At 57.5% G+C, this 20039-nt stretch carries 21 protein-coding genes; 12 read left to right on the top strand and 9 right to left on the bottom strand.

The genetic code is table 11. From position 1 onward, the window contains the following. Positions 1-686 (bottom strand): type VI secretion system Vgr family protein (locus C7H10_RS02700; RefSeq protein WP_146136788.1); only part of this gene is annotated, 686 nt, incomplete at its 3' end. Between the two features lie 168 nt (positions 687-854). Here C7H10_RS02700 and C7H10_RS02695 point away from each other — a divergent pair. Continuing rightward, positions 855-1283, top strand: a complete 429-nt coding sequence (locus C7H10_RS02695) for an SRPBCC family protein (protein ID WP_058091690.1) — start codon at positions 855-857, stop codon at positions 1281-1283. 189 nt (positions 1284-1472) lie between these two features. Further along, on the top strand, positions 1473-2273 hold the full coding sequence (locus C7H10_RS02690) for an oxygen-binding di-iron domain-containing protein (RefSeq protein ID WP_106693643.1): 801 nt from the start codon (positions 1473-1475) through the stop codon (positions 2271-2273). 25 nt (positions 2274-2298) lie between these two features. Here the strand turns inward: C7H10_RS02690 and C7H10_RS02685 are convergent, their stop codons facing one another. Then, positions 2299-2721, bottom strand: coding sequence for a tetratricopeptide repeat protein (locus C7H10_RS02685; RefSeq protein ID WP_106693641.1), 423 nt, complete (start codon positions 2719-2721; stop codon positions 2299-2301). Between the two features lie 182 nt (positions 2722-2903). On the opposite strand from C7H10_RS02685, the gene C7H10_RS02680 reads away from it, so the two are divergent. From C7H10_RS02680 to C7H10_RS02660, 5 genes are all read left to right on the top strand, one after another. Further along, entirely contained in the window at positions 2904-3632 is a 729-nt protein-coding gene (locus tag C7H10_RS02680) for a YebC/PmpR family DNA-binding transcriptional regulator (protein ID WP_058091693.1), read from the top strand. A gap of 15 nt (positions 3633-3647) precedes the next feature. Then, the gene (locus tag C7H10_RS02675; RefSeq protein ID WP_244178161.1) at positions 3648-4391 is read left to right on the top strand and encodes a glutamine amidotransferase; all 744 of its coding nucleotides are present in this window, start codon (positions 3648-3650) and stop codon (positions 4389-4391) included. Between the two features lie 10 nt (positions 4392-4401). Then, a complete protein-coding gene (locus tag C7H10_RS02670) occupies positions 4402-5874 on the top strand; it encodes a phospholipase D family protein (RefSeq protein ID WP_244178160.1) in 1473 nt (490 codons plus the stop codon). Between the two features lie 135 nt (positions 5875-6009). Then, positions 6010-6369, top strand: a complete 360-nt coding sequence (locus tag C7H10_RS02665) for a PA2779 family protein (protein ID WP_227510261.1) — start codon at positions 6010-6012, stop codon at positions 6367-6369. After that, positions 6366-7388 carry a PA2778 family cysteine peptidase gene (locus C7H10_RS02660; RefSeq protein ID WP_106693638.1) on the top strand — a complete coding sequence of 341 codons (1023 nt, stop codon included), beginning with the start codon at positions 6366-6368 and terminating at the stop codon, positions 7386-7388. Before C7H10_RS02665 ends, C7H10_RS02660 begins: the two co-directional genes overlap by 4 nt. Here the strand turns inward: C7H10_RS02660 and C7H10_RS02655 are convergent. Then, positions 7385-8044 carry a class I SAM-dependent methyltransferase gene (locus C7H10_RS02655; protein WP_106693652.1) on the bottom strand — a complete coding sequence of 220 codons (660 nt, stop codon included), beginning with the start codon at positions 8042-8044 and terminating at the stop codon, positions 7385-7387. The genes C7H10_RS02660 and C7H10_RS02655 overlap by 4 nt on opposite strands. A gap of 193 nt (positions 8045-8237) precedes the next feature. Here C7H10_RS02655 and C7H10_RS02650 point away from each other — a divergent pair, with 193 nt between their 5' ends. The 3 genes from C7H10_RS02650 to C7H10_RS02640 all read left to right on the top strand — a co-directional run bounded on the left by C7H10_RS02650 (position 8238) and on the right by C7H10_RS02640 (position 12268). Continuing rightward, complete coding sequence (locus C7H10_RS02650) at positions 8238-9260, top strand: helix-turn-helix transcriptional regulator (RefSeq protein ID WP_106693636.1); 1023 nt, start codon at positions 8238-8240, stop codon at positions 9258-9260. Between the two features lie 248 nt (positions 9261-9508). After that, on the top strand, positions 9509-11323 hold the full coding sequence (locus C7H10_RS02645; protein WP_106693634.1) for a choice-of-anchor D domain-containing protein: 1815 nt from the start codon (positions 9509-9511) through the stop codon (positions 11321-11323). A gap of 102 nt (positions 11324-11425) precedes the next feature. Further along, positions 11426-12268 carry a DUF6160 family protein gene (locus C7H10_RS02640; RefSeq protein ID WP_106693632.1) on the top strand — a complete coding sequence of 281 codons (843 nt, stop codon included), beginning with the start codon at positions 11426-11428 and terminating at the stop codon, positions 12266-12268. 33 nt (positions 12269-12301) lie between these two features. On the opposite strand, the gene C7H10_RS02635 is transcribed toward C7H10_RS02640, so the two are convergent. The 3 genes from C7H10_RS02635 to C7H10_RS02625 form a co-directional block, all read right to left on the bottom strand. Continuing rightward, a complete protein-coding gene (locus tag C7H10_RS02635) occupies positions 12302-12961 on the bottom strand; it encodes a DUF2238 domain-containing protein (protein ID WP_058090601.1) in 660 nt (219 codons plus the stop codon). Between the two features lie 3 nt (positions 12962-12964). Beyond that, the gene (locus C7H10_RS02630; protein WP_106693630.1) at positions 12965-13969 is read right to left on the bottom strand and encodes a CobW family GTP-binding protein; all 1005 of its coding nucleotides are present in this window, start codon (positions 13967-13969) and stop codon (positions 12965-12967) included. A gap of 92 nt (positions 13970-14061) precedes the next feature. Further along, on the bottom strand, positions 14062-14376 hold the full coding sequence (locus C7H10_RS02625) for a putative signal transducing protein (protein WP_106693628.1): 315 nt from the start codon (positions 14374-14376) through the stop codon (positions 14062-14064). A gap of 85 nt (positions 14377-14461) precedes the next feature. Between C7H10_RS02625 and C7H10_RS02620 the strand changes: the two genes are divergently transcribed. Next, the gene (locus C7H10_RS02620; RefSeq protein WP_106693626.1) at positions 14462-15517 is read left to right on the top strand and encodes an alpha/beta hydrolase; all 1056 of its coding nucleotides are present in this window, start codon (positions 14462-14464) and stop codon (positions 15515-15517) included. A 7-nt stretch (positions 15518-15524) separates the two neighbouring features. Here C7H10_RS02620 and C7H10_RS02615 read toward each other — a convergent pair whose 3' ends face one another. Both C7H10_RS02615 and C7H10_RS02610 read right to left on the bottom strand, forming a co-directional pair. Continuing rightward, positions 15525-17816, bottom strand: a complete 2292-nt coding sequence (locus tag C7H10_RS02615; protein WP_106693624.1) for a putative bifunctional diguanylate cyclase/phosphodiesterase — start codon at positions 17814-17816, stop codon at positions 15525-15527. A gap of 94 nt (positions 17817-17910) precedes the next feature. Next, positions 17911-18516 (bottom strand): LysE/ArgO family amino acid transporter, encoded by a 606-nt coding sequence (locus C7H10_RS02610; RefSeq protein ID WP_106693622.1) that lies wholly within the window; start codon positions 18514-18516, stop codon positions 17911-17913. A gap of 88 nt (positions 18517-18604) precedes the next feature. Between C7H10_RS02610 and C7H10_RS02605 the strand changes: the two genes are divergently transcribed. Then, a complete protein-coding gene (locus tag C7H10_RS02605) occupies positions 18605-19504 on the top strand; it encodes a LysR family transcriptional regulator ArgP (RefSeq protein WP_106693620.1) in 900 nt (299 codons plus the stop codon). On the opposite strand, the gene C7H10_RS02600 is transcribed toward C7H10_RS02605, so the two are convergent. After that, a complete protein-coding gene (locus C7H10_RS02600) occupies positions 19494-20012 on the bottom strand; it encodes a CPBP family intramembrane glutamic endopeptidase (protein WP_244178159.1) in 519 nt (172 codons plus the stop codon). The two genes, C7H10_RS02605 and C7H10_RS02600, sit on opposite strands and share 11 nt — an antisense overlap. Positions 20013-20039 lie beyond the last annotated feature (27 nt).

Here is a 20039-nt window from a genome sequence, read left to right as displayed (position 1 = left end):
GCCACGGAGGCGGCTTTGATGCGCTCTTCGTAGGCGAAGCTGAACACGCAGGCCTGTTTGCTGCTGCCGCCGGCCTGGGTGTTGCAGGGCACCGGGTCCAGTTTCGGGGCGTCGCCGTGGTGGTCGGCGATGATTAACGCCGGTTGTTCTTCGCCATCCACGCTGCCGTGCTGGTAACGGTAATGCCAGCCTTCTTCGGCGGCCAGTCGTTCAATGAACTGCAGGTCGCTTTCCCGGTGCTGGACGCAGTATTCCCGTTCTTCAGGGGGGCGTTTGAAGTCAAAGACCGTATCAATAATGCCCCGCTCTTCGAGCAAGGTACGCACGATGGCGTCGGTGGCCTGGGTCTGGAAGATGCGGCTGTTGTGCATCAGGCCCAGGCGCCAGACCGGGGGCTGGATGACCACTTCGTAGGCGGTGCGGCGGTGGCCGGTGTTGCCGCGGACGAATTCGTTGACCACGCCGGTAAAGCGCCGCACCGGTTGGCCGTCTTGCCACACCACCAGGTCCACCGGTTGTTCCAGGATATCCGCCGCCTGCACGTCCGGGTCAGTACTGGCCAGATGCACTCGGCCCTGAAACAGCTGGGAAAGGCTTTCGGTCAGCACGAAGCTGACGACAACAAAGTGATCTGAGGGGAATTCGCCTACACGGGCGGTGAACTGCAATCCGCTTGCCTGGGGCATGACTTCGGTCCCTGAAGATTAATGATGAACTGCTTACTCGTCCTGAGCGTGCATGAGTATAACCAGTGTGGATTGTAAGGCCAACCTTGCATCTGCCCACATCTGCGACTTTTGTTGAACTCTGTGAACGGTTACTCTTGTCCCAATGCCTACAACAAGAGAGCAACCATGGCTATGTACACCATTGAAATCAATGAGACTTTTAATGTCCCTCGCAAAAAGGTATTCGCCCTGTTTGCAGATCACCAGCGTTTCGGAAAAATGCTTGGCGCACCGGTCAAACGGATCAAAGACAGTGACCAGGCAGACCCGAACGGCCTTGGCTCTGTGCGCAAGATCGGCATTGGCCCCCTCTCACTGGAGGAAACCGTACTGAACTTCGAGCCCGATACGCTGATTGAGTATGCCATCACCAGCATGAGCCCGATCAAGAACCATCTGGGCAGGATTCGCTTTTCGGAGACTCCGGATGGCCAAACCCAGCTCAACTACACCATCACCTTTGAAGACATAGTGCCGTTTTCCGGGAAGGTGGTCAGCGTCGCTCTGGAGCAGGGCCTGCGCCGAGGGATCAAGCGGGTCCCCAAGCTGGCCTGATGCCATGAGAGCCCCGGCCCGGGCAGCCGGCGTGACAAACCGTTACTTGATGAATATCAGATAATTGACCTGAGGCAACACTTCACATTTGTCAATTCTGTAACCTCCCGCGCAACTTGCAATATCCGGCCATCAGGGGGCCTGACCGGGCTTCCTGATGGCACAACCAATCCTCTGCGGGAGAGCGAAATGGCGGCTGAACCGATTGTGCTTTTCGACAACGGACACCACAAGTGCCTGATGTTTGATTCACTGGTGACTGGCGAAGGCGTCCAGTCGAACCAGTTCCTGGTTGTCGATGGCAAACATGAAGCCCTGATTGATCCCGGCGGAGACCTCACTTACACGCCGCTCTCGGTAGCTGCTTCGAAGTATATGAACATCCGCGATATGGATTATGTTTTTGCGTCTCACCAGGACCCGGACATCATCGGCGCCATCGATCGCTGGATTGTTCACACTCGCGCCAAGATTGTGACTTCCAAGCTGTGGGCCAGATTCCTGCCGCATCTGGTGTCCAGTTATGTCACCAATCAGCTCAGCGGAAGCGTTTACGACCGCATCGTCAGCATTCCTGATGGCGGCGCTAACGTCCGGTTCGGTGACAGCTACCTTCAGTGCCTGCCTGCGCACTTCATGCACTCCGTGGGCAACCTGCAGTTCTATGATCCGGTCTCCAAGATCCTGTTCTCAGGCGATCTTGGCGCCTCTATGGGCAGTGAAGATGACCACGAGCCGGTCAAGGATTTCGACAAGCACATCCCCAACATGATCGGTTTCCATCGTCGCTATATCGCCTCCAAGAAGGTGTGCGGCCTTTGGGCCAATATGGTTCGCGGCATGGATGTGGCTATGATCGTGCCCCAGCACGGCAAGCGTTTCGAGGGACCAGTGATGGTCGACCGCTTCCTGAACTGGGTCAGCGAGATGGACTGCGGAATTGATCTGGTTTCACAGGATAACTACCGGCAGCCGGTGGAATACGTCTGATTCGCTCTGTTTATCGTTCCGTGAATCACGGCTGGCGCGCAGCCCGTGCTCGTGCCAGCCATTCATCGGCCAGATTCTCGTCTCTGGGCACACCCAGGCCCTGGCGATAGGCACTGGCCACTTCCTCCATGCCGATGGCGTCTCCGGCTTGAGCTGCTTCCAGATACCACTCGAACGCCTTTTCCAGGCTCTTCTCAGTTCCGAGACCGGCGGCATACATGTTGGCCACATTCAGCATGCCCTGGCTGTTGCCCCGCTCAGCCAGCTCGCAGTAACGATCAAACGCTTCGTCGTATTGCCCCATTTTGTATACAGCATAGGCCTGCAACGCCTTGACCATATCCCGGGCTATGCGGGTTTGTTCATCATTTTCCTGGGCACTGATCCCCGTAACGGGTGCCAAGGCCATGACAATAACCAGTAAAACCGTTGGCCGGACAACGTTCATAGCGAAACTCCACCGAGACTGATACACCCTGACACGCTAACAGCCGGTGCCCACCACGTCGCCGCTACCAAAGCATCATTCAACTGGTACCTTCGAACCACCAGCCAGCAAAATAGGCTGTCACCAAGGCCGCTAGTTGAGTAAAATCCGTCCTTTTACCGAGAGCACGAGAGGCACCACAGATGGGCAGAGCCTACCAGAACCGCAAAGAATCCATGGCCAAGACGGCCGCGGCAAAAACCAAGGTCTACAGCAAGTACGGCCGGGAAATCTACATGAGCGCCAAGTCTGGCGGCACAGATCCCCAGGCCAACCTGTCGCTTCGCGGACTCATTGAGCGGGCAAAGAAAGACCAGGTTCCCGCACACGTGATTGAAAAAGCCATCGACAAAGCCAAGGGTGGCGCGGGCGAAGATTACTCCCCGGCTCGTTACGAGGGTTACGGCCCCGGCAACTGCATGGTGATTGTCGACTGCCTGACCGACAACCCCAACCGCACTTTCGGCGATGTGCGCCTGGCCTTCACCAAAACCAAGTGCAAAATCGGCACCCCTGGTGTTGTGGCACACATGTTTGACCATTGCGCCATTTTCGCCTTTTCCGGCCAGGATGAAGAGGCCGTTCTGGAAGCACTGATGGAAGCCGATGTCGATGTAACCGACATCGAAAACGAAGATGGCAAGATCACGGTCTTTGCCCCCAACACCGAATACGCCAAAGCCAAACAGGCCCTGGAATCGGCGTTTGAAGGCATCGAGTTTGATGTTGACGAAATCCAGTTCCTGCCCAAAACCACCACCGTGGTGGAAGGCGACGATATTCCGATGTTCGAGAAGTTCCTCGACATGCTGAACGATCTGGACGACGTTCAGAACGTGTTCCACAACGCGGAACTCCCGGAAGAGTCATAAGAGTTGGAGCTGGCTATGGCTGGAACACAAACAACCCACAAAGCCCGCATGGTGATCCTGAAAACCGGGTCTACCTACCCGCAGATCAGGGATCAGTTCGGGGACTTTGATGCCTGGTTTTCGCGGGCACTTTCCAGCCATTTAGAACTCACGATTGCAGACGTCACTCAAGCACCGCCGCCCGGGAAACCTGGTGACTGGCAAGGCATCGTCATTACGGGTTCACCGGCGATGGTGAGCGATCGTGCGGCCTGGAGTGAAACGACGGCAGCGTGGGTTCGGCAAGCGGTTGAAGCGGGCGTCCCGCTTCTGGGCGTGTGTTATGGGCATCAATTATTGGCCCACGCGCTTGGCGGCAAAGTGGATTATCACCCTGACGGCCGGGAGACCGGTACCCAGTCGGTTACCCTGTTTGACAGCGCCCAGGACGACCCACTGTTCAGCCAGCTGCCGAAACAGTTCCCGGCCCAGCTGACTCACAAACAGTCGGTAATAGCACTGCCACCGGGCGCTGTGCTTCTGGGCCGATCCACCTTTGAACCCCATCAGGCCTTCCGGGTTGGCAAGAATGCCTGGGGCGTTCAGTTTCATCCGGAATTCGACGAACAGATCATGAAAGCCTACCTGGAAGTCCAGTACCCTGATCTTGAGTCCGAAGGCCTGGACGCAAACGCTTTGCTGAGTTCCGTTCAGCCAGCACCCGAGGCCAGCCAATTGCTCCGGCTTTTCGCCGATTGGGTGATCAATCAGCAGCACTGAACCAGCACCCATGCCCATTCGATGGAACGAACCCACCATGATCCTCAAGTTCATTGTCGGCGTTGTCCTGCTCAGCCTGATCGGCCTTGGCCTCTGGCACTCCTTCAAACCACTTCCGCCCGGCATTCGCTACCAAGGCGATGCGGCACCGCTGGAAGACGCTGAACTGCTGACAGACACCACCCGACATTTCAGTGACGGGCAATCAACGCTGGATCATGAGATATTCGACGAAATCTTCCGCCTGATCGAACAGGCCGAAACCTTTATCTTGCTGGACATGTTCCTGTTCAACAGCACCGGCCCCGAGGACATCCACCTTCGCCCCCTGGCCGAACAGCTCACCCAGGCTTTGCTTGAGCGTAAAGATGCTCGACCAAACATGGATATTGTTCTGATTTCAGACCCCTTGAACACCTTCTACGGGGGCACCCACTCACCTCACTTTGATACGCTGTCTGCCGCTGGCATTGAGGTTGTGGTCACTGATCTGGAACCGCTGCGTGACAGCAACCCCGCATGGTCATCCCTGTGGCGATTGTGTTGCCGGTGGCTGGGCAACAACCCGGATGGTGGCTGGCTGCCCAATACCCTTGGCAACCAGCCCGCCACCATCCGCAGCTACCTGGCGCTACCGAATTTCAAAGCCAATCACCGGAAGCTTCTGGTGGCCGACGAAGGCGACCGGTTACGGGCGGTTGTCACCTCCGCAAATCCCCACAACGGCAGCAGCCGGCACAGCAATATCGGTCTGGCCTTCAGTGGCCCCGCAGTTATGGATGTTATCCGTAGCGAACAGGCGGTTATCCGGATGTCCGGTGCCGACAGCAGCACACTCGAGCGCTGGCTGGAACGGACGCCTCGACACAGCCAGTTGCCCGACCATTCACAGGGCACCCTCAAGCTTCTGACCGAATCCGCCATCCGGGACGCTGCTCTGGATATGATCAATCGAAGCCAGCCGGGGGAGCAGTTAGACATGGCCATGTTCTACCTCTCCCACCGCCCCATTATCAACGGGCTGCTGGAAGCGCAACGCAGGGGCGTCGAAATCCGCCTGCTGCTGGATGCCAACAAAGATGCCTTTGGCCACGAGAAAAACGGCATTCCCAACCGACCTGTTGCCCGTGAACTGCACGAAGCCGGCATTCCGGTGCGCTGGTGCAACACCCGGGGCGAGCAGTGCCACAGCAAACTTGTCATCTACCGTGGGCCGAATGAGCAAATCGAACTGCTGCTGGGCTCCGCCAATTTTACCCGCCGTAATCTGGATGATCTGAACCTGGAATCCAACGTGTGGCTGGCTGTGCATCAGGGTGCCCCTGTCGCGCAAAAAGCCAATGCCTTCTTTAATGACTACTGGACACACGGCCCGGACAACGAACAGACCCTGAGCCTGCCCTATTCAGCCTGGGCCGATCACTCCAGGCTCAAGTACTGGCAATACCGGATTATGGAGGCCACCGGGCTTTCCACATTCTGAGGTTAAGCATGAAAGCGTGAACGTTTTGTATGTTGAATCAGTACACATTCCCATCTAAGGTTTTTCGATAACCCAAGAACCAAGGAGTCTGATATGAACAGCCTGAGACGTCACATGAAGCAGCTTTCCCTGATCATGGTCATCTTGATGTCGTTCGCAACCACCTTCTCCGTCTCGGCCCATGCCGGCATGGTGGGCACAGGCGAGCTGATTCAGCAGCAACAGACGGACCTTGACCGCCAACAACTGCTGGACATGCTCGAAGACCAGAACGTGCAGGACAAACTGGCCCAGATGGGTGTCAGCGAAGCTCAGGTTGCCGAACGTATCCAGAATCTGACACCGGCTGAACTGGCAGACTTCGAGCAACAACTGGCTGAGGCCCCCGCCGGGGAAGGCGTTGTTGGCGTTATCGTGCTGTTCCTCCTGGTATTCATCATCACTGACATGCTGTGTGCCACGAACCTATTCTCCTTCATCAATTGCATTCGTTGACACCTTCCGCCCCCGCCAACAAGCCCGGCCTTGCCGGCAGGTTTGCAGCCCTTCTGGGGCTGATCCTGCTGGCAGGCTGTGCCAGCACACCGCCCTGGCCAGAAACACCAGCCCCCACGCCACAAGGCGATACGGTGCTGGACCAGGCGTTGCTGGATCATGTCCCTTTCTATCCTCAGGAAAAGTACCAGTGTGGGCCGGCCTCATTGGCAACCATGCTGAACACACAGGGCCTGGCAACGGACCCTGAAATCCTGAAAGAACTGGTTTACCTGCCCGGCCGCCAGGGTTCACTGCAAGTTGAAATGGTCGCTGGCGCCCGTTCCCACGACATGGTGGTGTATCCACTAAGGCCAAACCTTGAGGCGGTACTGGGCGAGGTGACCGCCGGCAATCCGGTTCTCATTATGCAGAACCTGAGATTCAACTGGTGGCCGCAATGGCACTTTGCCGTGGTGGTGGGCTACGACAGTGAAGAGGAAGTCCTGATACTGAACACAGACACCCGGCGCCATTACCGGATGCCCTACAAGGTGTTTCACGCCACCTGGAACCGGGCAGACCGTTGGGCGGTGGTCATTCTGCCGCCAGATTCACTACCAGCGACAGCGGAAACCCTGCCCTATCTGCGAGCGGCCCACGATCTCGAAAGCACCGGGCACACCCGGGCCGCTCAGCAAGCCTATCAGGCCGCCGAACAGCAATGGCCAGACCAACCCGCACCGATCATGGCCCAGGGCAACCTGGCTTACGACCAGGGCAATGCCGAGGGCGCGGCATCACACTTCCTGCGCGCCGTTAACCGCTTTCCTGACTTCTCGGAGGCCTGGAATAACCTGGCCTACGCCCTGAGCGCCCGGTCTTGCCCGGAGCAGGCCAGCAAGGCTATGGCCTGCGCGGCAAACCTGAACCCGGAACGTTTTGGCCAGGCACCGGAGCTGCCAAAAGGCACAACCGGAGGTAGCCGAAGCTCGTGCCCGCCGATACCGGATTGCCCCGCTGACACGACAGAGCGCTAGCCCGGCTTGCGAATCAGCACCACGTCTTTACGAGGCACTTCGTACTGCCAACCGTAGCGGCCAGCCAGCCAGGCGAACGTCTGTTCCCGATAAAACACCACGTGGGTTGGGTCGCGCCGATAGTGCCATTGATCAAACCGATCATCGTCGGTCTGGAAGCACGTCATAATCCCCAGCCAGCCCCCCGGCCTGAGTAGTGAATCCAGTTGCCTGAACGCCTCAGCGGGGCGGTATAGGTGCTCTACCACCTCGGTACAGGTGATGAAATCGTACTGCTGCTCAAGGGCCGACCCGGCAGGGTGAAAGAACGGATCGTACAGAGCCATGTCAAAACCCGCTTCCCGCATCATGTCCGCAAGCGCCGGCCCTGGCCCGCAGCCGAAATCCAGCCCCGTGGCACCGTCAGCCAGCTTCGCCAACAGGGGCTCTGACAGCTTCGACAAAAACCGGCGATAGCCGGCGTCCCCGGTGTCATTGTTATGCAGCGCGTATACGGCGCGCTCCTCATCTGCCGTCAGGCGACACTCAGGCGCCATGACCGTTGCCAGGCATTGCCCGCAGCGCAGGTAGCGTTTCTCCATAACCGTGCGAAACGTCTGCAAAGTGCCCGAATCACACACCGGGCACAGGAGCCGGCCGCCATCACCCTCTACCATTTTGGCAATTCCCAACCTGTCGAAAGTTTCATTGTCATATCCGGCCATGAAACCAGTTTGTGACCAGCTGCCGGAAAACCACTCCCTTACGGTGCCTATACTGGCGCCTGAAGCAGCCTGTAAAAGGCATGAATAATAACAACAGTATGGTTTATGACGAAACGCCGGGGTAATCCGGCCCAGAGACAAAAACATGGATATGTTGAACAGTCTTGCCCTGGAAGTGCCAATTGTGTCGGCCCGCTATGCTTACCGGTTCATCCGGTTCATGGAAAGCCGGGGCGTAAAGCGCCACACCATTCTTGAGGATACCGGCGTTACTGAGGACATGCTCGAAAGTCCTGAGGCCAGCCTGTCTATGAACCAGATTCTGGCGGTGCTAGGTAAAGCGGACTGGTTAATGACCGATGAACGAGCCGCCTTCGAGTTCGGCCAGCAGCTGGATCTCCCAAGCCATGGGCTGCTGGGGTTTGCGGTACTCGGCCAGGAGAATCCGCGGCGGTTGATCAGCATGATCGTGCAGTATCTCCGGGTGGGGCTGCCGTTGATGGATATGGAACTGGCTTCCACCGGCTCTACCTTTCGAATCCGGCTGATTGATACCTGGGGGCTGGGGAACCTTCGCCCCTGCCTGACCAAGATCTACATGGGCAGCATTCACCGGGTATCCAGCCAGGTGTGCAGCCATTTCAGCTTCCAGTTCGATTTCCCCAGCGTCATTCCCGAAGAGGACTGGAAACGGCTGGCGCCAAGCTGCGAGTTTGAATTCGATTCCAACGTAAGCCAGGTCACCATGCCGCTTAACGGACTACCAATCCGAAAAGACGACGCCAGCCTGGAGTTCCTGGTGGCCCGCACCCGCCACGACCGCAAACAGCATACCCTGGAGGCTGACGAGACGGTCATGCAGGTGCGGGACCTGATCATGAGCCAGCCAGGCCGCCCCTGCACCACGGAGAACATTGCCCGGCGCCTGGACATCAGCCCCAGGACGCTCCGGCAACACCTCGCCAGTGCAGGCACCTCGTTCCGTGAACTGAGAAATGACATCCGGGAAAGCTTTGCCACGCTGTACCTGAAAGACACCAATGTGCCACTGGAATCCATTGCTGAAAAACTGGGTTTCAGTGACCAAGCCGGCTTTACCAAAGCTTACCGGTCATGGACCGGCCATACGCCCGGCGACGTTCGTCGCAAGGCCCGCAAAAAAAAGTGAACAGGGTTCAGCTATGAGGTTGATGCTGTTCACGCTTTAGGCAATCCCTCCCCTCTTCTCCGTTTTGGACAAAAACCCTGCCGGGGCAAGCAATGACCCACGCCGCCCCAAGACCGTTAAATGACCCTGCACTCATGCGTGCCCCGCACGTGTGGCAAAGGGATCTTTGCAAGTCCGATTGAGCTGTCCGTCATCGGTGTTGTCTGCAACCCGACTACAACAACTACAGATAGACAGAGGACGAACTCATGAAACTCAGGAACCTCAATACGAGTGTCCGCAAGCTCGGCCCGGCCGTTGCGGCAGCGGCCTTGATGGCCGGTGGTGCAAGCAACGTAGCCGCAGAGCCGGTATCCATTGAACTGGCGTTCGAATGCCCGTTCCCCCTGATCGGAACCCAACCCATCCGCGCCCAGATCAGCGCAGACATTCCCACAGTGGCCAACGTTGGTGAGCCCACCCCGCAGTTTGAAGTCACCGCCATTACCGTAGTGAACGACGACGCCCGCACCGGGCTCAAGCTGGTTGGCTCGGAAACGGTCGAAGGCATCGCAACCAGCTTCAACACCGTGGTGACCGCCAATCGCAGTCTGGAACAGATTGTCGAACTGACGATTCCGCCCACATTCATTCCCATTGTAAGCGGCGAATTCGATGTTCCAGCCTCAGGCCAGGCGCCTGAAGTGCTCTTTACCGAAGACGATATCGGTGAAGCTGAGATTCGCGTTGGCGGGCTTACCCTTGACCTGACAGCCCGCACCCCGAATGGCGATATTGCGCCGGCCCCCATCGGCGAGATTCTCACCGACTGCGTGCAACTTCCGGATCAGGACAATCTGCTGCAAACCATTCTGGTTAGCGGTGAGGTGTCCGAAGCGCCGCGTATTGGCGTAAACCGGGAAGACCTGGCCTTCGGAAACGTGCAAGCGGGTTTGACGGCAGAGCAAACCGTCACCGTTTCCAACACCGGCAATGCCGCGCTGGGCATTAACAACGTTGTCATCAGCGGCACCGATGCCGACGCCTTCCTGCAGACCAACAACTGCGCAAGCCTGGCTCCGAGTGAATCCTGTGACGTGAACGTGACCTTCGCTCCAAGCACCGAAGGCACTCGCAATGCAACCCTCACCATCGAGTCGACCGATGCCGACAACCCTGCGGTTGATGTGGCGCTGACCGGCCGTGGTGTACTGGCCCCGACACCGGAAATCGGCGTTAATCCAGACGCTATTGACCTGGGCCGAATCCAGCTGGGCCAGAGCGCATCGGAGGAAGTGACCATCAGCAACAGCGGTAACGAAGTCCTGCTGATTGACAGCATTGCGCTTGAAGGTGCCGGCGCTGCAGACTTTGTTCAAACCAACAACTGCACAACCATTGCCGCCAACGAAAGCTGTACCGTTGAGCTGAGCTATACCGCCAATGCGGTTGGCGTCAGCAACGCCAACCTGGTGATCCGTTCAGACGACCCGGAAACACCGGAAGTCAGCGTTCCTGTCTCCGCTGAGGCCTTTGAGCAAACCGGTTCAGAACTTGAGCTGCTACTCGGCCTGGAAGGCTCTACCTTCATCAAGTCCTCGGGCGGCACCCTGCCCCTGAACGGTTCCATTGCCACCCTGCTGGATCTGGCGACGGGCACCTTCGAGGCCGACCTGGAGCTGGACCCAACCTATGGCAACTTCTCCATCAAACTGCTTTTCAGCAGGCTGAATGCCTCAGCCAATGTTGAATTTGAACAGGCTGACGTCACCACCGGCACGCTGATCAACGGCAAGCTCACCGCCAACTCACAGCTGTACGTGAAAGTGCCCAAGGTGGCTATCAAGATTCTCGGCCTGCCGCTTCGGGTTGGAGGGGGTTCCGAGTGTATGACTCGCGAGCCCGTCAGCATCGACCTCGCTTCGGTTGAAGGCTCCAACTTCTCGCCAGCGACCGGCGGCACCGTCAACGGTGTCTACGATCTGCCACCGCTGGAGAACTGCGGACTGCTGACTGGTCTGCTCAACCAGTTCCTCACCGGTTCCGGCAACACCATTGAACTGGAGTTGACCCCGGAACAGTAAGGAAATCCGGCGTAGCCGGATAACACAGCCACAGCTGGCGATAGCCGGCTGTGGCTACGTCGTTGGAAACGTCGAATAACAAAACCAAAAAGGAACAATACAATGAAAAGCCTGAAAAAAACTGCGTTAGTGCTGGCCATGGCGGGCTTGCCGTTTGCCGCACAAGCCGACCTCAAGCCTCTTGACGACGCCCATATGGGCAACATCACTGGTCAGGCCGGTGTCACCATTGAGCTGGAAACCCGGGTGGACATCGGCGAATTCCGGTACACCGATGAAGGCTCACTGTCCATCAAAGACATCAAGATTGGTGGCGCCAACCGTACAGATCTGTTCGAGGAGATCACCGATTTCCGCGACGCCCTGTTCGGTCAGACCAGTGATTTGATCGACAACATCAAGATCGAGATCGACATCGCGGATGACGGTGACGCACTGATCAACATCTTCCCGATCACCGCGGCGCCGATCGATTTCGGTATCAGCACCGGTGACTGGACGCTGGAGGGTCATACCGATTCGACCTTACTGGCCAGCAACTTCAACATGGTGGGTGCCTTCACCAAGGTTGGCATCCGCGTTGATACCGCCACCGACACCCTCAACCTGAATACCCAGGTGGGCATCTCCGAGCTGAACGTTGATTTCGACTTCCTGGCCTTGGGCATCCGCGGCCTGAAGATGACCGGCGCTGACTACATGGGCACCCGGCTCGACGGCTCCGCCGCGAACCCGGGCGTTCTGACTCTTGGAGCCACCATTGATATGGACGTGTACAAGGGTACCCGCCTGGGTGGTGCCGGCGACGCCCTGGCCATCGACCTGAACACCTTCGCGGCGGACATGTCGATTGACCAGGTGCTGGTGGGCGGCACCTCTATCGGCTCGGTGATGATGGACAACCTGGTGGTTCAAGACACCACCATGCGCATCTACGGCCACTAAAACCGAAAAGCCCGGCGCTTGCCGGGCTTTCCCTCACTTTCTGAAAAAGCGTGGATTACGCTCGATAAACGAATCAATCCAGCGTTCCAGGAACGAGTTCCGTTCAGGGTTTTTCAGGTACCGCCAACCCAGAATTGAAATGATCAGCGCGCCCAGTGCGTCAACGATCAGATCCCACATGGTATCGGTCAGCCCGGAAGGGTCGCCCAGCATTGGCTTCTGCATGTTCATGCCAAACAGGCTGTCCATGGCAAATTCGAAGATTTCCCACAAGGCGCCAACCCCCAGCGCGAACATAAAGGCAAAGAACGCTACAAACCCGGGTTTCATGTGAACGTGGATTTTTTCGGTCTCGTTCATGATGTGAACCAGCAAGAAACCGAGAATCCCCAGCAGGAAGCCAGACATGGTATGCAGCGCCATGTCCCACCACCAGAACCGGTTGTAGTAATCGTGAATCTCCCCAAGGAACAGCGACGCGAACACGAACCCGATGGCCGCCAACTGCAGTTCCGGGGGAATGTGAATCCGGAACCGCCGCTCAAACAGTATCGGGAACAGCGTGATCACAATGATCATGCTGGTCAGGAACGCGGTAAACCAGCGCTGCCCCCAGATCGCAAGCACCGCCTCAAGCAACAGAATGGATTGCAGAAACAGGGTGATTCTCTGGTGAGTAATCCGAATTCTCATACCTTAATCCTGGTCGGTCAGCCCGGCTGCGGCCCGCAGCAGCTGGTCCATTTCCGAGGCATCCAGTGCCTCGGCTGAAATCAATTCCACCCGGGAAAGCTCCCTGGGCTCGCCCGGCAGGATGGTAACAGCGCCGTCCACAACGTTTACAACGCGCCAGCCATCCCGGGTATGAATAACGGCCTTGAAGCGCTGCAGCCGGTCATCCATGGCCATCGCCAGTATCGCATTTTCGTCCAGCATCAACTCAGGATGAATCCGCCAGCCAATACTATTGTGACCTTGCCCCCGGTTGGTAACCAATTGCCATGGGTTCTCATGAATTGACGGCGGTGGTGGTGTATCCCCCTCCTTGGCATGGTGATGATGGTGCGCATGAGGCTCAGACACCTCGGGTAACGCGGCCGTGCCATCAAGCCAGCCAACCGAAAGGTGGCCATGGTTGGTGTGAAACACCGGACGGCCCTCCGGTGCAAGCCGGGCCGCCCATTGATCAAATGCGTGCACCTGGTTGTCTGTGCACAAGTCCGTCTTGTTCGCGACCAATATATCCGCCGCCGCCACCTGGTCCCGGAACTGAACGTTGTCCTGCACCCTGGGGTCTTCCAGTTTGCGGGGGTCGACCAGGGTGATCACCGGGCCCAGTTTCAAGACGTCCTGATAATACTCGCCCGTCAGGGTATCCAGAATCTGGGAGGGATGGCCAAGACCGGTGGGTTCGATCAACAGCCGGTCGGGCTTGGCCCGGGCAATCAGCTGGTTAAGGCCAATCTGCATGGGCAGGCCGGCAACACAACACATGCAGCCGCCGGGAATTTCCCGTACCACGGCTCCCTCGGTCTCCAGGATGGCGCCGTCGATCCCAACCTCACCAAACTCGTTCACCAAAACCGCCCAAACCTCGCCTTCCGGCTTCTGCCGGAGCAAATCAAGGATGGCGGTGGTTTTGCCTACACCAAGAAAACCAAGGATCAGATTGGTAGGAACAGGACGGACGGGATCAGACATGAGTGCGGCCTCAAAAGCGTTACAACATAACAAAAATGAGGCACCCAGTACCAGTGGGGGCGCAACAACAAAAGCCAAACCATTCGATCAGCTCAGAATCGCCATAGAAGCCAGGCCAAAGCAACGATTACAACAATAAACCAGCGAGCATAATGATCCGGCTTGTCCTGCTCGTCGCGCTGCGAGGCTGCTACCACCCGGTCGGATTCGTACTCATCAATCAGAACTCTGGCCCGGTAAACATCCTCATCGTCCACATGAACATTACTGAATCCGGCAGCACCAATCTCCCCCATCGCACCCTGCAGGTAGTGCCCGCCCACATAGGTGTCGATGCCATTGGCCTCCAACATGCCGGCAACAATGTGTGCCTCGGTGATATCCCGGGCCCGATAGGCTATTTGCAAGATGACTTTCCTCTGTATGCTTGGCCATGGTACGAATATAGTTTCAGCATAGTTCCCTTTTTACAGGGCCCCAAAAGGAAAACCCATGCTCTGGATTCTGCTCGCTGTTGTTGCGCTCATCGTTCTCTCAACCTTCTTGCTGTTCCGGGTGCATGACCTTTCCCACTACGATGGCGGTGACTGGGCGGTGCGGGAAGTGGCTCCGAACCCCGCCCACGACGAGGTGATGGAACGCATCAAAGACATGGGGCGAGCGTCCCGGGGCCTGAAGGGCAAAGCCCGCCTGATTGCACTCAGAAATCATCTGGACAGTCTCGGTGAAGGTGTAGAGGTTAAATCCGAGATTCGCCACAACGATCAACCCCGGGGCGAATGGGTGATTGCACCGGGTGCCGATACCCGCCGCCGGGTGCTCTACATTCACGGTGGCGCCTGGGCCGCAGGAAGCCCCCGCAGTCATCGCGCCATTACCGACCGGTTCTCACAACTGGCCAATGCGGCGGTGTTTGCGTTGGATTACCGGTTGATGCCGGAACACCGTTTTATGGACGGCATTCGCGACTGCCGCCAGGCCTATACCTGGCTGCTGAACCACGGCCCGGATGGCGAAGAGAAGGCGGAGTTCATGGTGGTAGCGGGCGATTCTGCCGGTGGAAGCCATACCCTGTCTCTGCTGGCCTGGATTCGGGACAATGGGGTGCGCCAGGCCGATGCAGCTGTTGCCCTGTCACCGTCCACAGACCTCACCCTGACCGCCCCCAGCAATCGGGAAAATATCCGTACCGATCCCTTACTTGGGCCGGTTTTCGGAGGGTTGTCGAAGATTCCGCTACCGGTACTCTGGTGGGGTACCCTGGCGGCGTTTCGCATTTCCCCCACCAATCCCGTGGCGTCGCCCCTGCGCGGAAACCTTAACGACTTGCCGCCCACGCTGATTCACGCCAGCAGCACGGAGATGCTGCTGGACAACGCCACCCGATATGCCGCCAAAGCCCGGGCCGAAGGCTCTCCGGTGCAACTTCACACCTGGCAGAACATGGTGCACGTATGGCACATCTTCTCACCCCTGCTGCCGGAAGCGGAACAAGCCTTTGAAGACATCGGTGAGTTTCTGAGCCAGGTGGAGAAGCAACACGCCTGAGGTTGCCTCAGACGGGGGGCGCAGCCTTGTCGTTGCACTGACGGACCACGGAGGCCACGTCGCTCGCCGGCACCGGACGGCTGAACAGGTAACCCTGGAAGCGCCCGCAGCCCATCGCCACCAGCGTTGAGAACTGGGCTTGCTCTTCCACCCCCTCGGCAACCAGGCGCATGCGATGATTCTTGCCAATGGCAATGATGCTCTCGACCATGTTTCGGGCAGACTCGTCATCAATGATGTTATCCACAAAGCTCTTGTCGATCTTCAGTTCATCGATCGGCAGCTTGCGCAACAGGCTCAGGGACGAATAACCGGTACCGAAATCGTCCATGGACAAACTGATGCCTTCGCGCCGAAGGTGTTCCAGCACTGGGATGACCTGGTCAAAACCTGCCATGAAAACCGTTTCGGTGATCTCCAGGGTCAGGTAGTGGGGGTGCACGCCATGCTTTTGCAATTCAGACAACACCAGCTCGGCAAAGCCTGACTGCATAAACTGCATGGCGGAGATGTTCACCGACAGCTCCAATGGCATTCGCGCCTGGTCAAGAATCGTCCGGAAGTCTGAGAGACTCCGGCCCAACACATAGTTGCCGAGCTCCACCATCAAGCCACAGGATTCTGCCACTTCAACAAATTCATTGGGCGGCACATACCCGAGCTCTTCATCATCCCACCGGGCCAGCGCCTCAACGCCCACTACCCGGCCACAGGCGTCCAGCTGCGGCTGGTACGCCATAAATATCCTGCCCTGGTGAATAGCCCCACGAAGTCGCTGTTCAATGTGCACGCGCCGCAAATAGCCTGCCTCAAATTCGTTCCGGTACAGGCACACATCGTTGCGGGTCCTCTTGGCCTGGTATAGCGCCAGGTGGGCACTTCGAATAACGCTGTTGAATGAATCTCCGTGGTCCGGAAACGCAGCAGCCCCCACACTGGCGCCCAATTGGAGCCCCATTGGTCCGGTGGCCATATGGCGGGCCAGCCCTCGCAGCAGCTCGCTACAGAATGCCAGCAGCTTCTCAGGCTCATGGATACGGCTGATCACTGCGAACTCATCACCGCCAAGTCGCGATGCGCCGTATTGTTCACTGGTCAGCTCACGTAAACACCGGGCGAACTCGCTCAGTACCTTGTCGCCGTGTTCCTGCCCGAACCGATCGTTGATGCCGCGAAAATTATCGATGTCGAGCAAGACAACGCCAAAGCCCTCGTCGCGATTCACAAGCTGCTGGATCTGGTCAATCATGCCTACCCGGTTGAGTAACGACGTCAGGTCATCGTGACGAGATTGATACATCAGGGCCGAGCGGCGTTTTTTCTCTGCGCGCTCGATCTGGCGCACGAGATAGAAGAGCAGGAAAAATAGGGCGACAAACACCGCCAACAACACCAGGGCACGATCCAGAAAGGTACTCCAGACCGAACGAATATTGGATTCCGAAACAATCCAGAGTTCATAGTCCGGGGAATACCAGGCGCCACCAATAAACGTATCACCGTCTCTATGGCTGTAATAGATACTGGGTTCCGGGCTTACTTTCAGTTCCTCAAGAGACGCATCATTGGCCGCTATCAGGCCTTGCCTGTCCTCTTCACGCTGTTCCGGTGTCCGCTGGATGTGGGCGTACATATCCGGCGTGACGCCTTCGCTGGACATAAACTGCAAATAGCCATCGTGCTCCCGGAAGATCATCACAGAGTCGTCCGCTCCGGTGTGCAGATTGTTCCCGAACACCCCTTTTTCGCCATCGGCGCGGATTCCGGCAGACATCACCGCAATCACTTCGCCGCTGGCATCCCTTATGGCTTTGCGGGCGGGAATAATCCAGGCCCCGACCGCCGGCAAATAGTAGGTGCGGCCCACCACCAACCGATCAGACTCCATAGCCCGCTGGAAGCCGTCCCGGGATTCCTCCTGCTCCAACAGGTTCGGCATCAGGCTGACATCCACAGTGGATGTCACTTTCACCAATTGCCCATCCGGCAAGGCCATACCGAAACCTGCGAGCGCCGGGCTGGCCTCCATGATATTGTCGAGAAAGGGCAACACCTCGGGGGTGTCGTTGACAAGATCCAGGCGCACAAGCTCAGCGGCGGCTACGTCCAGGATCAACTCCTGGGTACGTAACACGTTGATGGCAGATTGACTGATCAGCTCAACGCGGGACTGATGGTGAGCTTCCTGGGCACGCAGTGTGGATTGCCAGATACTGGTCAGGATAAACGACAGGACAAGCACACCAACAGCAACAACCAGCCAGAACAACATCCAAAGATTGCGCTTGAAGATTCCCAAATTAACTCCGCCAGAGTGGTTGTTGTTAAAGCTATTCCTCTGTTACTGACGTGAGTATAGGCAGAAAAACGGACTTCGCACGATCACTTGAATTTCACAGACCTGAAAACGCCAGCTGCAGGGCGATGGCGAGCATCATCAAACCAATAACACCATCAATCACCCGCCAGGCGCCCGGCCGCGACAGTAACGGTGCCAGCGAAGAACCCAGCCAGGCCAGCCCACCAAACCAGATAACGGACGCGCTGCTTGCGCCTGCAACAAAACTGGGGGCACTCGATTGCTGAGCACCCACCGCTGGAATCAGCAATAAGGTATCCAGATAAACCTGAGGGTTGAGCAGGGTGACCGCCAGAGTAGTCAACAGCACGCCTTTCAGACTTCTTCGGGCCTCTGCCCCAGCTTGAAGCGCTGCCCTGCCCCGTCCAGCCCTGACAAATGCCTGAATCGCCAACCAGCCCAGGAATACCACACCAAGCCAGCGCAACATCTCCAGAGCTTCTGGCATAGCCATCAAGGCAGCGGTTACTCCAAACATACCCAGAGTGAACAGCAGGATATCGGACGTCATGCATACGCCGGCCGACCACCAGTGATGCTCGCGACGAATCGCCTGGCTCAGTACGTAGGCATTCTGTGCACCAATTGCGACAATAATACCGCCACACACCAGCAAACCGGTCAGATAACTTTCAAACACGCCCGCTCCTCCGAAGATTGAGGGGCCAGACTAACCGCAAACCTATATACTTGAAATTCATCCTGCTAATAGTGCATTAATTATACTTATGATTGATTACAAGCTGCTGGAAGCACTGGCAACCGTGGTTGAATGCGGCGGATTTGAGCGTGCCGGGGACACCCTGGGGCTCACTCAATCCGCAGTTTCCCAGCGCATTCGTACACTGGAGATCAGACTGGGCCAACCGGTGTTGGTTCGCAGTCCCACGCTCGCGCCAACCCCCGCCGGCCGGCGGCTGCTCAATCACGTTCAACAGGTACAACTACTCGAAAGAGACCTGGCCAGAACTTTGCCCGCTTTGACCGAACGAGCCAGCCGATTACGCATTGCGTTGAACGCGGACAGCCTGGCGACCTGGTGGGCCCATGTCATCGGCGAAGTATGCATTGAAGACGAATTGCTGCTGGATCTGGTGATTGAAGATCAGGATATTGGCCTGCGGCGGATGCGGGAGGGCGATGTTGCAGCCTGCCTTTGCAGCAGCCCACAACCCCTTGCCGGCGCTCGATGCGTTGCGCTGGGCACAATGCATTATCTCCCCCTGGCAACGCCCGACTATGTCCGCCGCTATTTTCCGGACGGCATCAATCCTCAAAGCCTGAAACAAGCCACGGCAATTGTCTTCGGGCCAGATGACCTGCTCCAACACCGCTTTCTTGCGCAATGTGGATACGATGGCGCCTTTCCCCACCATCTGTGTCCCTCATCGGAGGGTTTCGTGAAGCTCGCCTGCGCGGGGCTGGGATACGGCATGATCCCGGAGATACAGGCAACCCGGGAGCTGAAATCTGGAGAGCTGGTCAGTCTCGCCCCGGGACAATCACTGGAGGTGCCACTCTACTGGCATTTCTGGCGCCATAGCGGAGAAGCTCTGGAACGCCTGACTCAGGCACTTACCAACAACCGATTACTTGAGAAAAGTCCTCACACGCAGGTCAGGCCCTGACACCAAACCAGTGCGGATACCTCAGCAAGCAGTATATCGCCAGCATGTCATAAACCGCATGCCACACCATGACCAGCTCAAGACTGCCGCTGAGCTGGTAGGCGGCACCCAGCACCAGGCCCAGGCCCGTAGCGACCAGAAAGTAGGTGAATGACACATAGTGTACAAGGCCGAACAGCACAGACGCCGCCAGTACCGCCGTCCAGGGCCCGGTGTATTGCAGCAACCAGCCCTGAACCGCGCCCCGGAACAGGAGTTCTTCACCAACGCCGGCGAGCACAGCCAATGCCAATAATACCGGCCAGCGGTAACCGGACACAAAATCATAGAGCGCTTGCATCTGGCTGCTGAGGTCATCGGGGAACAACCAGGAGTTCTGGGTCAGCAACAGCAGCGAAAGATAGGTAACAGCAGCACCAATCACGCCAAACAAAACCGCCTCGGCAAGGCTCAAGCCGCCAGACAGTATCGGAATACCGAACAGCCAGATGGCCAGAAGGCCAACCACACCAATGCCGCCCTGAAACAAAAGGGC

Origin of the sequence: Marinobacter shengliensis, assembly GCF_003007715.1 — a bacterium.
GTDB classification, from domain to species: Bacteria; Pseudomonadota; Gammaproteobacteria; order Pseudomonadales; family Oleiphilaceae; genus Marinobacter; species Marinobacter shengliensis.
This window is presented reverse-complemented; position numbering and strand designations above follow the sequence as displayed.

Excerpts from the sequence above, each read along its gene's own strand:
- C7H10_RS02605 (WP_106693620.1), top strand. The coding sequence starts at position 18,605 with ATGATTGATTACAAGCTGCTGGAAGCACTGGCAACCGTGGTTGAATGC.
- C7H10_RS02650 (WP_106693636.1), top strand. The coding sequence starts at position 8,238 with ATGGATATGTTGAACAGTCTTGCCCTGGAAGTGCCAATTGTGTCGGCC.
- C7H10_RS02690 (WP_106693643.1), top strand. The coding sequence starts at position 1,473 with ATGGCGGCTGAACCGATTGTGCTTTTCGACAACGGACACCACAAGTGC.
- C7H10_RS02620 (WP_106693626.1), top strand. The coding sequence starts at position 14,462 with ATGCTCTGGATTCTGCTCGCTGTTGTTGCGCTCATCGTTCTCTCAACC.
- C7H10_RS02640 (WP_106693632.1), top strand. The coding sequence starts at position 11,426 with ATGAAAAGCCTGAAAAAAACTGCGTTAGTGCTGGCCATGGCGGGCTTG.
- C7H10_RS02675 (WP_244178161.1), top strand. The coding sequence starts at position 3,648 with ATGGCTGGAACACAAACAACCCACAAAGCCCGCATGGTGATCCTGAAA.
- C7H10_RS02645 (WP_106693634.1), top strand. The coding sequence starts at position 9,509 with ATGAAACTCAGGAACCTCAATACGAGTGTCCGCAAGCTCGGCCCGGCC.
- C7H10_RS02670 (WP_244178160.1), top strand. The coding sequence starts at position 4,402 with ATGCCCATTCGATGGAACGAACCCACCATGATCCTCAAGTTCATTGTC.
- C7H10_RS02665 (WP_227510261.1), top strand. The coding sequence starts at position 6,010 with ATGGTCATCTTGATGTCGTTCGCAACCACCTTCTCCGTCTCGGCCCAT.
- C7H10_RS02695 (WP_058091690.1), top strand. The coding sequence starts at position 855 with ATGGCTATGTACACCATTGAAATCAATGAGACTTTTAATGTCCCTCGC.
- C7H10_RS02635 (WP_058090601.1), bottom strand. The coding sequence starts at position 12,961 with ATGAGAATTCGGATTACTCACCAGAGAATCACCCTGTTTCTGCAATCC.
- C7H10_RS02655 (WP_106693652.1), bottom strand. The coding sequence starts at position 8,044 with ATGGTAGAGGGTGATGGCGGCCGGCTCCTGTGCCCGGTGTGTGATTCG.
- C7H10_RS02685 (WP_106693641.1), bottom strand. The coding sequence starts at position 2,721 with ATGAACGTTGTCCGGCCAACGGTTTTACTGGTTATTGTCATGGCCTTG.
- C7H10_RS02630 (WP_106693630.1), bottom strand. The coding sequence starts at position 13,969 with ATGTCTGATCCCGTCCGTCCTGTTCCTACCAATCTGATCCTTGGTTTT.
- C7H10_RS02680 (WP_058091693.1), top strand. The coding sequence starts at position 2,904 with ATGGGCAGAGCCTACCAGAACCGCAAAGAATCCATGGCCAAGACGGCC.